The organism is Plantibacter sp. 2H11-2 (assembly GCF_050031945.1).
Lineage (GTDB): Bacteria > Actinomycetota > Actinomycetes > Actinomycetales > Microbacteriaceae > Plantibacter > Plantibacter auratus.
The window spans coordinates 637,574-652,120 of the sequence record NZ_JBNBBL010000002.1 but is presented as its reverse complement, the minus strand read 5'-3'; the positions used below and the strand labels follow the sequence as shown (position 1 = coordinate 652,120).

At 67.6% G+C, this 14,547-nt stretch carries 12 protein-coding genes; 9 read left to right on the top strand and 3 right to left on the bottom strand.

Annotated elements, in window-relative coordinates; translation table 11 throughout:
• Positions 1-47 precede the first annotated feature (47 nt).
• The 6 genes from ACQG07_RS07340 to ACQG07_RS07315 all read left to right on the top strand — a co-directional run bounded on the left by ACQG07_RS07340 (position 48) and on the right by ACQG07_RS07315 (position 7,285).
• On the top strand, positions 48-1,040 hold the full coding sequence (locus ACQG07_RS07340) for a hypothetical protein (protein WP_426737896.1): 993 nt from the start codon (positions 48-50) through the stop codon (positions 1,038-1,040).
• Positions 1,041-1,134: 94 nt separating this feature from the next.
• Entirely contained in the window at positions 1,135-2,172 is a 1,038-nt protein-coding gene (locus ACQG07_RS07335; protein WP_159879613.1) for a LacI family DNA-binding transcriptional regulator, read from the top strand.
• The gene (locus ACQG07_RS07330; RefSeq protein WP_426737895.1) at positions 2,169-3,137 is read left to right on the top strand and encodes an ABC transporter permease; all 969 of its coding nucleotides are present in this window, start codon (positions 2,169-2,171) and stop codon (positions 3,135-3,137) included. The genes ACQG07_RS07335 and ACQG07_RS07330 overlap by 4 nt, the downstream gene beginning before the upstream one ends.
• 7 nt (positions 3,138-3,144) lie before the next feature.
• Entirely contained in the window at positions 3,145-4,122 is a 978-nt protein-coding gene (locus tag ACQG07_RS07325; RefSeq protein ID WP_159879617.1) for a carbohydrate ABC transporter permease, read from the top strand.
• 71 nt (positions 4,123-4,193) lie between these two features.
• Positions 4,194-5,807, top strand: coding sequence for an ABC transporter substrate-binding protein (locus tag ACQG07_RS07320; RefSeq protein WP_426737894.1), 1,614 nt, complete (start codon positions 4,194-4,196; stop codon positions 5,805-5,807).
• A 92-nt stretch (positions 5,808-5,899) separates the two neighbouring features.
• Positions 5,900-7,285 carry a glycoside hydrolase family 32 protein gene (locus ACQG07_RS07315; protein ID WP_426737893.1) on the top strand — a complete coding sequence of 462 codons (1,386 nt, stop codon included), beginning with the start codon at positions 5,900-5,902 and terminating at the stop codon, positions 7,283-7,285.
• A gap of 61 nt (positions 7,286-7,346) precedes the next feature.
• Here ACQG07_RS07315 and ACQG07_RS07310 read toward each other — a convergent pair whose 3' ends face one another.
• Positions 7,347-8,030, bottom strand: coding sequence for a suppressor of fused domain protein (locus ACQG07_RS07310; RefSeq protein WP_426737892.1), 684 nt, complete (start codon positions 8,028-8,030; stop codon positions 7,347-7,349).
• 158 nt (positions 8,031-8,188) lie between these two features.
• On the opposite strand from ACQG07_RS07310, the gene ACQG07_RS07305 reads away from it, so the two are divergent.
• A complete protein-coding gene (locus tag ACQG07_RS07305; RefSeq protein ID WP_426737891.1) occupies positions 8,189-9,826 on the top strand; it encodes an ATP-binding protein in 1,638 nt (545 codons plus the stop codon).
• A gap of 185 nt (positions 9,827-10,011) precedes the next feature.
• Complete coding sequence (locus ACQG07_RS07300; protein ID WP_426737890.1) at positions 10,012-11,019, top strand: hypothetical protein; 1,008 nt, start codon at positions 10,012-10,014, stop codon at positions 11,017-11,019.
• A gap of 68 nt (positions 11,020-11,087) precedes the next feature.
• On the opposite strand, the gene ACQG07_RS07295 is transcribed toward ACQG07_RS07300, so the two are convergent.
• Positions 11,088-12,056 (bottom strand): aldo/keto reductase, encoded by a 969-nt coding sequence (locus ACQG07_RS07295; RefSeq protein WP_426737889.1) that lies wholly within the window; start codon positions 12,054-12,056, stop codon positions 11,088-11,090.
• Positions 12,057-12,073: 17 nt separating this feature from the next.
• Positions 12,074-12,943 (bottom strand): helix-turn-helix transcriptional regulator, encoded by an 870-nt coding sequence (locus ACQG07_RS07290; RefSeq protein ID WP_426737888.1) that lies wholly within the window; start codon positions 12,941-12,943, stop codon positions 12,074-12,076.
• 173 nt (positions 12,944-13,116) lie between these two features.
• On the opposite strand from ACQG07_RS07290, the gene ACQG07_RS07285 reads away from it, so the two are divergent.
• The gene (locus tag ACQG07_RS07285) at positions 13,117-14,541 is read left to right on the top strand and encodes an MFS transporter (RefSeq protein ID WP_426737887.1); all 1,425 of its coding nucleotides are present in this window, start codon (positions 13,117-13,119) and stop codon (positions 14,539-14,541) included.
• The last annotated feature ends 6 nt before the right edge of the window (positions 14,542-14,547 follow it).

Sequence of the window (14,547 nt, the reverse complement as noted above, 5' to 3'; positions counted from 1 at the left end):
CAGGCGGGCCCTCGGGCTCTGGCGCCGGAAGGCGTCAGACTGTATGCATGAGCGCCAACGTGAACCCACTCCCCGGCGATGAATTGGAGCCTCGACGGACCTCCGGCGTCCTGCTCGCGGTCGCCATCGGGCTCACGATCGTGTCGGTGATCGTCATGGTCGCCGGGTTCGGGGACTTCATCGCCGAACGGGCTGGGACGGGTGGGTCCAGAGCATGGTTGTTCCTCGCAGTCGCGGCGACACCCGCCGCATGGTGGCGCTTCACTGTCGCACGCAGCGCCGAGCGCGAGTACCGCTCCAGGCAGGCCGCCCGGCAAGCGCAGTGGGTGCCTGGTGGGCCGATGCAGCCGCAGCAGACCTGGTCGGCGGCGGTTCAGGGCGGGCCGCCGACGAACACGCCGACCCTCGGCGTGGTTCGCACGCGTCGGCACCGCACCTGGGTGGCACCGCTCGTGACCATCCCCGTCATCATCGTCGCCGCGGTGCTCCTCATCGTCGCCCTGCGATCGGTGGACGCCCCCAGGGAGGCCATCCGTACGGTCACGTTCACGATGATCGTCGGTGTCATCCTCGCCATCGGCGTCCTGGTCCTCGGCGTCGTCCGGTTCTTCCGTGCCCCGCCGAAACCCCGTATGACACGCGCGCCCCTCGCACCCCGTCCGGCCCGGAAGCAGGGTTTCTACGACGAGCTGTCATCGGAGGACGCGAAGCGCCGGGGCCTCACCGCCGAGGAGTACGGCGTCTACAAGGGCGACGTCGGCAGTATCGTCCGACCGGTCAATTCGGCGGGCGGTCTGTTGTTCATCGCGCTCCTCTTGACCGTGCTCAACGTGTTCATCCTCGTCCTCATCGGTGTCGGGATCGCCCAGGCCAACGGCCTCCTCGCCAGCAACCCGGACGACCACCCGCTCGGTCCGGTGGAGTGGTTCTTCCTCGGATTCGAGATGCTCTTCACCCCGATCGCGTGGCGGTACTACGTCGTCGAGCGTCGGGCCCAGAAGTTGCGGATCTCGCGCGGTCTTCCGCCGACGCTGCGCTGACCGACGTGCGTCGGCACTGCGGAGCGCTTGCAACGGGCCGCCGAGCCGTCTAGCATCAGGTCATACGATTAACCCACTCGATGAAGAGGACACCTTGGCACGGAAGACGCAGACGGTCACCATGTGGCAGGTCGCCGAGCGCGCGGGCGTCTCGCAGGCCACCGTGTCCCTCGTGCTCAACAACGTGGAAGGCAATCGTGTCGCCGAGGCGACACGCAATCGGGTTCTCGACGCCGTGAACGATCTCGACTACCGGACGAACGCCTTTGCGAAGTCACTGCGCAGCGGTGAGTCCGGCATGATCGGCTTCATCTCCGACGAGGTCGCCAGCGCACCGTTCGCGGGCCAACTCTTAAAGGGCGCCCAGCTCTCGGCCTGGGAGACGGGCAACGTGATCCTCAGTGTCGACACCTACAACGAACCCGGCCTCGAGGCGGCGGCCATCGACATGATGCGGTCGTACCGTGTGCGGGGCGTCGTCTACGCGTCGATGTACCACCGCCTGCTCGACCTCCCCGCATCCCTCGGGGACATCCCGACCGTCATCGTCAATGCACAGGACCGCGCGGGCGATGTTCCGAGCGTCTTCCCGGACGAGGAACTCGGTGGCTACGCGGCCACCCGTCACCTCATCGAGGCCGGCCACACCCGCATCGCGATGATCAACATCCAGGACGAGGACAGCGACCTGCCCGCCGGCATCGGCCGCCTGGCGGGGTTCCGTCGGGCACTGACTGACGCGGGCCTCACCGAGCGCCCGGAGTGGATCCGGCACGGCTCGGGCATCGTCGAGGACGGCTTGGCGATCACCGCCGAACTGCTCTCCGCAACGGACCGGCCGACGGCGATCTTCTGCGGCAACGACCGGACGGCCTGGGGTGCGTACCGCGCCATCGAGCGGCTCGGACTCCGCGTCCCCGACGACTGCGCGATCGTCGGTTTCGACAACCACGAGATGATCGCGCCCTATCTCGACCCCGGATTGACCACCGTCGAGCTCCCCTACGAGCAGATGGCGCGCACCGGACTCGAGATCCTGCTCGCCGGCGGCGGCGAACAGCCCAGCAGAACCCCGATCGAATGCTCACTGATCCTCCGCGGATCGGTGTCGAAGGCGAAGGTGCCATCATGACCACTGCATCACCTCCCCACCCCAGCGCGAAGCAGCGCGTCATCAGGCCGAGACGTGGGCCTCGCGAACACGTCAAGCGCGCGCTGCGGAGTTGGCAGTTATACGTATTACTCCTCCCGGCGACGGTCTCGGTGCTGCTCTTCAAGTACTGGCCGATGTACGGCGCGCAGATCGCCTTCCGCGACTACAACCCTGCGGACGGGTTCGCCGGGAGTCGCTGGGTCGGCCTGGAGCACTTCACGCGGTTCATCGAGTCGTTCCAGTTCGAGCGGCTGCTGGCCAACACGTTGACGATCAACGGTCTCGGTCTGCTCATCGCGTTCCCGGTGCCGATCATCCTCGCGTTGATCGTCAACCAGTTGCAGAGCGAACGGTTCAAGAAGTTCACCCAGACCGTGCTCTACTCCCCCTCGTTCATCTCCGTGGTCGTCGTCGTCGGCATGATCCACCTGTTGTTCTCGCCGCGGGCCGGCATCGTCAACAACGCGCTCGTGGCCTTCGGCGGCGAACCGATCTTCTTCATGGGCTCGCCCGACTGGTTCCGTCCGCTCTACATCGGCTCCGACATCTGGCAGAACGCCGGCTTCTCGATGATCGTGTACCTGGCCGCCCTGACGGCGATCGACCCGGCGCTCCACGAAGCGGCCCGCGTCGACGGCGCGAACAAATGGCAGCGGATCCGCCACATCGACATCCCCGGGATCCTGCCGGTGATCACCATCCTGTTCATCCTCGCCATCGGCAACCTCTTCAACCTGGGGTTCGAGAAGGTCCTGCTCATGCAGACCGACCTGAACCTCCCCACCTCGGAGGTCATCCAGACCTACGTCTACAAGGCGGGACTGCAGCAGGCGCAGTTCAGCTACTCGGCCGCGATCGGCCTCTTCAACTCCCTGATCAACCTGGTGCTGCTCCTGACCTTCAACTGGATCGCCAGGCGAGCAGGCCAATCGAGCCTTTGGTGATGACGCGATGACGCACACGATCTCCACCCCGCCCAAGCCCGCCGAACGACGCGCCGCCCGACGGCCCGTGCACCCGGGCCCGCCGCCGGTCCGTCCCGATCGTCGCGGACGCCTCGCCGACCCGCTGTTCAACGTCGTCGCGATCGGCACGCTCGTCCTCGCTATCGCCGCGATCATCTATCCGCTGTACTTCATCGTCATCGCCTCCTTCAGCGAACCGGCCGAGATCCTCAACGGCAACGTCTGGCTCTGGCCACAGGGGTTCACGACGGAGGGGTACGCCCGCATCTTCGCGGACGCGACCATCTGGCGTGGCTTCGCGAACTCCGTGCTGTACACCGTCCTGGGCACCGCCATCAGCGTGATCTGCATCCTCTGCGGTGCCTACGCGCTGTCGAGGAAGGACCTGTACGGCCGGACCGCCTTCATGCTGTTCTTCATCGTCACGATGTTCATCGACGGCGGCCTGATCGCGCGGTACCTCGTGGTCCGCGACCTCGGCATGCTCGACACCGTCTGGGCCGTCGTGCTCCCCGGCGCAGTGGGCGTGTGGAACCTCATCATCGCCCGGGCGTTCTTCGAGAACAACGTGCCGGCGGAGCTCCGAGAGGCGGCCCAGCTCGACGGCGCGAACGACTTCCGGTTCTTCCTGCAGATCGTCCTACCGCTGTCGAAACCGCTCATCTTCCTGATGATCATGATCCACCTCGTCGCGAACTGGAACGCCTTCTTCGACGCCCTCATCTACCTCGACGACGAGAGCAAGTACCCGCTCCAGCTCGTCCTCCGGAACGTCCTCATCCAGTCCGAGGTGACCTCCGCCGGAGGCACCGGCGGGCTCGACTCCTACGCTGCTGCGCAGCGCATCGGGGAACTGATCAAGTACGGGATGATCGTGATCTCCAGCATCCCGTTGCTGATCATCCTCCCCTTCATGCAGAAGCACTTCACCAAGGGCGCCCTCCTCGGCGCCGTGAAGAGCTGATCGTGCGCGCCTCCGCGACGCCGACCCCAGCCGCACCACCATCCCTGCACCATCACAGAAGGAAGACCATCATGAGACACCGTCGTTTCAGCGCACTGACCGCACTCGCGGCCGGTGGCGCCCTGCTCCTCGCCGGCTGCACCGGCGGCGGAGGTTCCACCGAGGTCGCGGACAAGTCCGACGACTTCGGCTTCAACCAGACCGGCCTCCCGATCGTCGACGACACCCTCACCCTGTCGTTCGGCGGGACGAAGTCCGCGCTCGCCCCGAACTACGGCGACATGCAGCTCGTCCAGCAGTGGCAGACGGACACCAACATCGCCATCGACTGGAAGAACCTGCCCGAGCAGGTGTACGCCGAGAAGAAGAACCTCATGCTCGCCAGCGATGAGCTGCCGGACGTCCTCTACAACTCGGGACTGACCGACGCCGAGATCGTGCAGAACGGCGAGAACGGCACCCTGCTGCCCCTCGAGGACCTCATCGAGGAGTACGCGCCGACCCTGTCCGGCATCCTCGAGGACCGCCCCGACATCCGCGCGGCGATCACGGCGTCCGACGGCCACATCTACACGCTGCCCTCCGTCGAGGAGCTCGGCATCCTGCGGTACCCGAACTTCCTCTACATCAACACCGCCTGGCTCGACGCGCTGGGGCTGCCCATGCCCAGCACGATCGACGAGTACCACGCCGCCCTCGAGGCGTTCAGGACGCAGGACCCGAACGGCAACGGCAAGGCCGACGAGATCCCGCTCTCGTTCCGGACGGACTCCTTCTGCGCCAACCCGAACGACCTCATCGCGGCCCTCGGCGGCCAGCCCGAGAACAACGACCACCGCATCGTGCGTGACGGTGAGGTCGAGTTCACGGCCAACACCGACGGCTACCGGGCCGGCGTCGAGGCCCTGTCCGACTGGTACGCCGACGGCCTGATCGATCCCGAGTCGTTCTCGCAGGACGACCTGGCCTACCTCTCGAAGGGCAAGGCCGACACCGCGGTCCTCGGCTCCTTCTTCTGGTGGGAGCTCAAGGAGATGGTCGGCGACGACCGTATGGGCGACTACGCGATGCTCGGCGTGCTCGAGGGCGTCGGTGGAGAGAAGCTCGCCAGCGTCGCGAACAACCAGGAGATCAACCGCGGCGCGATGGCGATCACCCGCGCCAACCAGTACCCCGCGGCGACGATGCGCTGGGCGGACCGCTTGTTCGACCCGAAAATGAGCGCCCAGGTGAACTGGGGCCCGATCGGCGTGACCCTCGAGGAGAACGCCGACGGTGTCCTCGTCCAGATCCCGGCACCCGCCGGGGAGGCCGAAGGCGAGCGACGTCAGAAGGTGGCCCCTGGCGGACCGAAGATCACGACGACCGAGGACTTCGAGACCGTCGTCGCGCCGGAGCCGCGCGCCAAGGAACGTCAGGACCTCGTCAACGAGTTCTACGCACCGTTCAAAGCCAACGAGGCGTACCCGCCGGTCATGCTCTCGAACGACGAGCTCGATGCCACGTCCTTCGCGGTGACCGACATCAACACGCTCGTGAAGGAGAAGTTCGCGAGCTGGATCGTGAACGGCACCGTCGACGACGAATGGGACGGCTACGTCACGCAGCTCGATTCGATGGGGATCGACGACGTCATCGCCACCTACCAGCAGGCCTACGACCGCTTCCAGGCCGGCGGCGAGTAGCCCCCTCGGGGGCGACGTCCGCGTCGCCCCCGACTCCCCGACAGCACACCGATCCACCGCCCGCACACCGACCGACTTCCGTCAGGAGCACCATGACCACGCCCTCGACCACCACCCCCCAGTCCCTTCGCCCAGCAGCCCACTACACCGCCGAGTCGACCTGGCTGAACGACCCCAACGGGCTCGTGTTCTACGAGGGTGAGTACCACCTGTTCTTCCAGAACAACCCGAGCGGCTCCACCTGGGGCAACATCGCCTGGGGACACGCGGTCTCCACCGACCTGCTCTCCTGGGAGCACCGCCCCGTCGCCATCCCCGAGGAGGACGGCGAGATGGCCTTCTCCGGAAGCGTCGTCGTGGACCATCGCAACACCGCAGGGTTCGCGTCGGGAGAACGACCGGCACTCGTCGCGATCTACACGGCCGCTCGGCACGGGACCGACGACGACCCGGGCTCCCAGGCCCAGGCACTGGCGTTCAGCACCGACGGCGGTGCGGTGTGGACGCGCTACGCCGGCAACCCCGTCCTCGACATCGGGTCGAGCGAGTTCCGGGACCCGAAGGTGTTCTGGCATGGCGATGGTGACGGTGGTCACTGGGTCATGGTCGTCGCCGATCCCGTGGAGCACCGCATCGGGTTCTACACCTCGCCGAACCTCATCGATTGGGCACTCGCCTCGCACTTCGGGCCGGCGCACGCTGTCGGCGGCGTCTGGGAGTGCCCCGACCTGTTCCCGCTCCGCATCCGCGGGACGAACGAGACCCGATGGGTTCTCGTCGTGAGCCTCAACCCGGGAGCGATCGCCGGGGGTTCCGGCACGCAGTACTTCATCGGTGACTTCGACGGACGGGTCTTCACCGCCGAGCGTCTCAGCGATTCACTCGACCCCTCCGACTACGACTGGTTGGACTTCGGCCGCGACTACTATGCGGCGGTCTCGTTCAGCAATGTTCCGGACGGCCGGCGGCTCATGATCGGTTGGGCGAGCAACTGGGAGTACGCCAATGAGACGCCGACGGGACCGTGGCGGTCGGCGATGTCCCTCGCTCGCGAGATCGAACTCGTGCGGGCCGCCGACGGGCGGGTCCACGTGGTGCAGGCGCCGGTGCTGCCGGGTGACGAGGTGACCCGCTTCGAGGTGACGGTCCCCTGCGCCGACGGCGTCCGGACGACCCTGACGCTGACCCCTGAGACGACCACCGACGAGCGATTCGTCATCAGTGTCGACGGCTCGGAGCGCAGGATCAGCTGCGACCGCACCACCTCCGGGAACACGACCTTCCATCCGACCTACCCCTCGGTCGACTGGGCCGCACTCCCCGCCGACACCGGCTCCAGCGTCGAACTGACGATCATCGTGGACGCCCACCTGATCGAGGTCTTCGTCGGCGACGGCCGAGTGACGTTCACCGAGCAGGTTTTCCCGCAAGCGCCGTTCAGCCGTCTCCACCGCGGCGACATCGACGAACGGGACTGAACGTCAGGCTCGGACGCGGTCTCTCACCGGCACTGCGTGACCGCTCGACCCCGGCAACGGCTCAGCGGCGCTCCGGGTCGGTGATCAGGAGCGGGTCGCCCGTTGCGAGGCCGTCCAGCACCTCGTCCGTCGTCGACCGCTTCGCCTCCTCGACATCGGCGTCGGTCAGCGCGACGGCCTGCCAGAAGGCGACTCGGCCGTTCGGCGTCTCGATCGGCACGACTTTCGGGTCAAGCCTCACCGCGAGGGTCGTGAGGGCGCCGTCGGGATCGTCGGTCACGCCGTCGGCCAGTCGGATCCGATCCCCCAGCCACAACTCCTGCGGCCCACTGCGCACGTACTGCGCGAGGACGATCAGCGCGCGGTACGGCCACTGGGGCGGCGTCTCGTCGGCCGGAGACCGGCGCACGCGCATCGTGAGCTCGTACCCGAAACCACTGGTGGTCGGATCGTCCGAGTCCTTGCCCCACAGCTCGGTGAGCCCGTAGGTGACGTAGAACCAGTGGTCGGGGCCCGGCAGTGCCGAACACCCCTGCAGAGCGGACCCGAAGTGCAGTCCCGGCGAGTAAGCGACATGGAACTCACGGGCACCCGGGTAGTGCTGCGACACCGCCTGCGTGACGGCGTCCCATCCCCGCTCGTCGAGGTCGTCGAGGTCGTCGGGTCCGTCGGGCCCGCCCACCGTAGGCTCGGTCGCGGCGAGCGGCGTCGGTGGCTGCTGGGAGTTGCGTCGGAAGAAGCCCATGCGACGAGTGTAGGCATCGGTCGCTCGGACGCGGCCACGGAGGCGGACGCGTCCAGCACATAGGCCGTCGGATGAGCGCGTATCAAGGGAGCCGCCATCGATCACGGCGGCGATACAGTGAACTGGCCCGACACCGGGCGGGACACCTGGGAGGCCCGATGCCACGCTGGATCGAAGGCACGGAGCACCACCCCCGGTTCAGCCTCTTGAGCCGGAGTCAGGGTCCGCTGGCGCTGGGCGTGGGGATCGTCACGGCGATCGTCGGCACCACCAGTCCGGCCGTCCTCCGGGTCACCGAGCTCCAACTGGCTTGGGCCGTCATGGGACTCGCGCTCGTCGCGACACTCGTGCTTCCGTGGGAGCGGATCGCGCGCCCGTGGGCGCTCACCCTCGTCAGCGCCGACCTCGCCGTCGTGGGACTCGTGAACCATGCGGTGTCCCCCGTCCTCGGCGCATCGATCGTGCTACTCGCCTTCCCGGTGCTCTGGCTGTCCTACAGCTTCGGGCGCCTCGGCGTCGTCCTCGCTCTCGTGGGGAGCGTGCTCGTCATCTGGCTGCCCAGCCTGCTGTACGGCGAGGCTCCCGAGAGCGCGCGGGACCGGAGCGAGCTCGTCGCGCTCACCCTCCTGCTGGTGCTGGTCATCCTCGCCGTCGGCCTGCAGTCGCAGCGGTTCGAACGAGCCCAGGCAAGCGTGCGGGCCGAGGGCGAGGCGAGGGTCGAAGCTTTGGAGCGGCAGAACAGGCTGGCCGTGATGCTCCGCACCGTCGCCGACGAGGTGAACGTCGGGCTGGTCTTCTTCGACGAGCACGGAGACCAGATCCTCAACAACCGGCTCGCTGTGGAACTCGCGGCGCTGGCCGGCTACGACGCGTCGACCGGGAGCGCCCGTTTCATCTGGGCGGCGGACGGCGTCACCCCGCTGGCGACGGAGGACCAACCAGTCGTGCGGGTTCTCGATGGACAGGACGTCCGCGACTTCTTCTACTGGGTGGGGCCTCCCGGCAAGCAACGAGCCCTCGTCGCGAACGGCCGACCGGTCAGTGGCGCGGACGGCGAACCGAACGGAGCGCTCCTCGTCGGACAGGACGTGACCGAGCTCACCGAAGCCGTCCGGATGCGCACCGAGTCGCTCACGAGCCTCAGCCACGAACTCCGGACACCGCTCACGAGCATCCTCGGGTACCTCGACATGCTCGAGGACGACGCGGACGTCGCGCCCCGGGTGCAGGCCCAGCTCACCGTCATCCGCCGGAGCGCCGATCATCTCGGGCGCCTGGCTGAACAGTTCCTCGCAGCGAGCGCACCCCACCTGGAGATCACCGACGAACCAGTCGACCTGAGCACCATCGTCCTGGAAGCGGCTGACGAGCGACGACGACTCGGCCTGCCCGACGGCGTGGAGCTGCGCACGGCCGCCGTGCCGACGCTGCAGCTCGTCGGCGATCGGGCACGACTCCGTGAGTTGCTCTCGATCATGCTCGACAACGCCGTGACCTACACCCGCGCCGGCGAGATCTTCCTGAGCGTGCGCTCGGACGGCGTGGATGCGATCATCCGCGTCACCGACACGGGCATCGGCATCCCGACGGACGAACTCACCCGGGTCTTCGAACGGTTCCACCGAGCCGGGAACGTGCGCGAGGAGACGATCCGCGGCTCGGGCCTCGGACTCACCATCGCCAGATCCATCGCGCAGGCGCACCGTGGCACGATCGAGGCGTTCGCCACTGGAGACCCCGGTACGACCTTCATCGTCCGCTTGCCGCTGGCCCGTCGGAAGCGCACGGTCGGCTGACGACACCGACGAGGCGATCGGCACGGCGGCGCAGTGCGCGTCGACGAACCGTCGGAGGCCATCGACCGTTCCCGGGGCTGTCCTGACGTGACCGTGCGAGCGATACCCATCGAGCCTCGACGGCGAAGGGCGTGAGAGGACTAGAGTGCTGGCGAAACGGGTAGGCGCGACGATGCGGAGGACCGATGAATTCCGAGACCTTCGTCCTGCTCGCCGTATCCGTGCTGGTTGCCGGGTCGTGTGCGCTGTTGTTCGTCGTCGACAGCCGTCAGTCGCTGTCCGGAAGGTACATCAACCTCTGGCTCACCGCCTCCATGCTCGCCGTCCTGTGCACCGCTTCCTACCTGGCCGCGACGGGGCTGGGGCATCCGCCCTTGGTGGTGGCGGTGGGGAACGGCGCGATGGTCGGCGCTGTCGGGTTCGTCTGGCTGGGCTGCCAGGCGTTCAACGGCCGACGGATCCGGTTCTGGCTGGTCGTCACGGTGGTGCTGATCGTCATGATCCTGACGTTCCTGCCCGAGTCCCGAGGTCCGAACTGGGCGGGGGTCGTCCCGAAACTCCTGAGCCTGAGCCTCTTCGCCGTGCTGACGGCAGTCGAATCGCGGAGGGGTCTGTTCGGGTCGTTCCGGGTGAGTTGGGCGATGACGATCGTGCACGCACTCCACGCGTCCTACAGCGGTGTGCGCGCCGTCGTCTTCGGTCTCCAGGGCCCCCGTGGCGATGTGTTCGAGCGGTACTTCAACACCGAGATCACGACGGTGATCAACCTGGTGTTCGTCGTCGTCACCACGTTGGTCCTGGTGTTCCTGCGGATCGAAGAGCTCTCCAGTCGGCGGGCGAGCGGAGGACCCGGTTGCTTCACGACGGTCCGTCGGCTCTGGGCGCTCCATCGTGACAACCCGGGTTCCGTGGTCCACTCGATCGAGATCGTCGATCTCACCGTGGTCAAAGACGCCTACGGCGTGGCGCACGCGAACGATCTCGTGAGCCGGCTGATCGACAGTGTCGTCCAGTCGAGTCCGGGTGCCCAGGCCGTTGCCAGCACCCGCCGAGGCACCGTCCTGCTCCTGCTGCCTGACGAGCACGGCAGCGTGGAAGCGAAGGTCGACGCCGCGATCGAGGACGCCTACTGGAAGCAGTCGGTTGCGCTTGTCGACGGGTACGCCAGCATCCTGCGGATCACGACGCTCTGAGCGGCACCGCAGCAGTCGACCGGACGGGATCTGCTGATGTCCTCACCGGCGCCCGGGCCGAGCGGTGCTCACCACCAGAAGGGCGCTTGCGTCACATAGGGGGATTCGAGCCTGGCGACCTCGTCGTCCGTCAGCTGCACGTCCAGCGCGGCGGCGGCATCCGTGAGGTGTGCCGGTTTGTTGGCACCGATGATGGGAGCTGCGACCGTCGGGTTCCGCAGGACCCAGGCCAGTGCGACCTGCGCCATCGGGATTCCTCGCTCGACGGCGATCTCCTCGACGGCGTCGATGATCGGGCCGTCGGCGTCCGTGTCGAACGCCTTCGCCACCTCGTCGATGTTCGAGCGGTCCGTGGCTGCGCCGCGCGGCCGGGCCAGTCGTCCTTTGCCGTTCGGCGAGTACGGCGTGAGACCGACGCCGGTGTCCGCGCACATCGGGATCATCTCCCGTTCCTCTTCGCGTTTCAGCAGGTTGTACTGGTTCTCCATCGCGACGAAGGACGTCAGCCCGTTGACCGCTGCGGCCGTTTGCAGCTTCGCAAACTGCCAGGCGTACATGGAGGAGGCGCCGAGGTAGCGCACCTTCCCCGCGCGGACGATGTCGTCGAGCGCTCGCATCGTCTCCTCGACCGGCGTCTCCTCATCGAAACGGTGGACGTAGTACACGTCGATGTGGTCGGTCCCGAGTCGTCGCAACGACGCGTCGACCTGTTCGAGGATGGCCGTTCGGGAGAGTCCCGAACCCCCGGGCCCGTCATGCATCCTCCCCGAGACCTTCGTCGCGAGGACGATGTCCTCACGGCGACTGAACCGCTTGATCGCGCGTCCGACGTACTCCTCGCCGCTGCCCTGTTGATAGACGTTCGCAGTGTCCCAGAACGTGATCCCCAGCTCGACCGCCTGCCGGAAGAACGGCGCGGACGCCGCTTCGTCCAGGGTCCAACGGTGGAGTCCGCGGTTCGGATCGCCGTAGGTCATGCAACCGAGTGCGAGGCGGCTGACGCGGAGGCCGGTCGCTCCGAGGCGGGTGTACTCCATGCTTGGTGCTCCTTGGGTCAGTGGTGGGGCGAGGGGTGTTCGGAGGTGGCCGCCCAGCTGGCGAGGAGTTTGAGTGACTCCTCGCTCGGTGAGCCGGGTTCGGCACTGTAGATCAGGAAGTTCAGGCCGGGCTGATCCATCGGCTCCATCGCCTCGTAGATCATGCGGAGCTCGCCGACGACCGGGTGATGGAACACCTTCTCGCCGGACGTGTGATGGCGGACGTTGTGCGCGCCCCAACGGACGCGGAACTCTTCGCTGCGCGTGGACAGCTCACCCACCAGGTCCTGCAGGGCCCGATCGTGCGGGTTGCGCCCCGCCTCGGTGCGGAGGATGGCGACGTTGATGTCGGCTGAGGTCGACCAGCTCGGATAGAACGCCTCCGCGAGGTCGCGGTGCAGGAACACGAACCGAGCCAGGTTCACCGGGCGCTCCGGGAGCGCGTAGAGGTCGGCGTACAGCGCGCGGAAGAGCGCGTTCTCGGCGAGGACGTCCATCCGACCGTTCCGGACGAACGCCGGGCCTGCGGTGATGGAGTCGAGGGCGAGTTGCATACCGGGCCGCACGCCGGCCGGCGCAGACCGTCGGCGGGCCCGGATCGGCGATTCGTTCGCCGCACGAGCGAGGTCCATGAGGTGGGAGCGCTCCGCGTCGTCCAACCGCAGTGCGGTGCCGATCGCGTCGAGGACCGCCTCCGACACCCCCGAGAGGTTCCCGCGCTCGAGACGCGAGTAGTACTCGACGCTCACTCCGGCGAGCATCGCGACCTCGGTGCGACGCAGCCCAGGCACGCGTCGATTCGTTCCGCCAGGCAGCTCCACCTGCTCTGGCGTGAGTCGGTCCCGACGGGTCGTCAGGAACTCGCGCACCTCGTCTCGATTGTCCATGCCGACAACGATATGACGCGGCCTCCGGCGCTGGGGTGTTCCCGCAGGACACCCATCCTCGACCTCGTGGAAGCCGTCCGAGCAGGCGCGCAGCGTCGCACGTGCTCGCGCCGCCGTGAGACGTGCCCTGGCGGAGTATCCCTGCTTCATCGCCGGTGGTGTGTGATCGAGGGATGCAGATCGACCACGGGAACGCGGCAGCACACCGCGTGTCATCACCGGCCCCGGACGACGACCTCGCCGACCGTGAAGGCCGGAAGCCGCGACAACGCCTGACGCTGCTGCTGGCTGCGCTCGGGTTCTTCCTGATCACCCTCGACATCCTCATCGTCACCATCGCGCTCACCAGCATCGCGCGAGACCTCGGCGGAACGACGGCATCGCTGCAGTGGGTGATCGACGCCTACACGGTGCTGTTCGCGGCCCTCCTGCTCCTCGCCGGCAACCTCTCGGAGCGGTTCGGCGCGAAGCGGGCGTTCGGCGTCGGCATCACCGTCTTCCTCGTCACGTCGATCGCGTGTGCGGAGGCCCCGTCGATCGGTGTCCTCATCGCCGCTCGAGCCCTACAGGGTGCCGGAGCGGCGTTGATGCTGCCGGCGTCCATGGCGCTCATCCGTGAGGCGTTCCCGGGAGCTCGCGAGCGCGCTCGCGCGCTGGGTGTCTGGGCGGTCGGCGGCGCGGTCGCCACCGCGCTCGGGCCGGTCCTCGGTGGCGCGTTGACGACGCTCGACTGGCGACTGGTGTTCGCGATCAACCTGCCCGTCTGCATCATGATGCTCCTGCTGCTCAGGACGGTCGCATCATCCCCGTCACGGCCCGAGCCGTTCGACTGGGCCGGACAGTTCGTCTGGCTCATCGCGTCGACGGCGCTGGTGTTCGGACTCATCGAGGGCGGGGCGGACGGGTTCGCCAGTACCGTCGCGGTCGCCAGCCTCGGCGTCGCGCTGGTCGGCATCGTCGGTTTCCTCGTCATCCAGGCCAGGAGCGCGCACCCGATGATGCCGTTGGATCTGTTCCGATCGAGCGGTATGCGCATCGCCCTCGCCGTTGGATTCGCGTTCATGGTGAGCAACTTCGGGACCGTGTTCGTTCTGAGTCTGTTCCTGCAGCAGCAGCTCCGGCTGCCGCCGCTGCTCGCGGGCCTGGTGTTCCTTCCGTCGGCCCTCTTCGCCGTCGTCGGCAACATCGTCAGTGGCACCGTCGCCAACCGCTTCGGGGTGCGCGTGCCGATCGTGGCGGGGTTGCTCCTCATGGTGGTCGGGCTCGTCGGCACCGTCGCCACTGCGCACCTGGGGTCGCCGATCTGGGTGGGTGTCTTCGCGTGCTTCACCGCCGCGGGAGGTTCCGTGGCGATGCCCCCGGTGACCTCCGTGGTCCTCGCGAGCGTCCCGGCATCGCGCGCCGGCACCGCGAGTGCGGTGTTCAACACCTTCCGGCAACTCGGCGGTGCGGTCGCCATCGCGGTCTTCGGGGCGCTCCTCACCGGTTCGACGGGATTCATCGCCGGGCTGCAACTCAGCCTCGTCATCGCCGCGGCGCTCATCCTCCTCACCGCGATCGCGAGCGTGTTCATCAGGCCGGCGGACGGGTCGTCATGACACCGC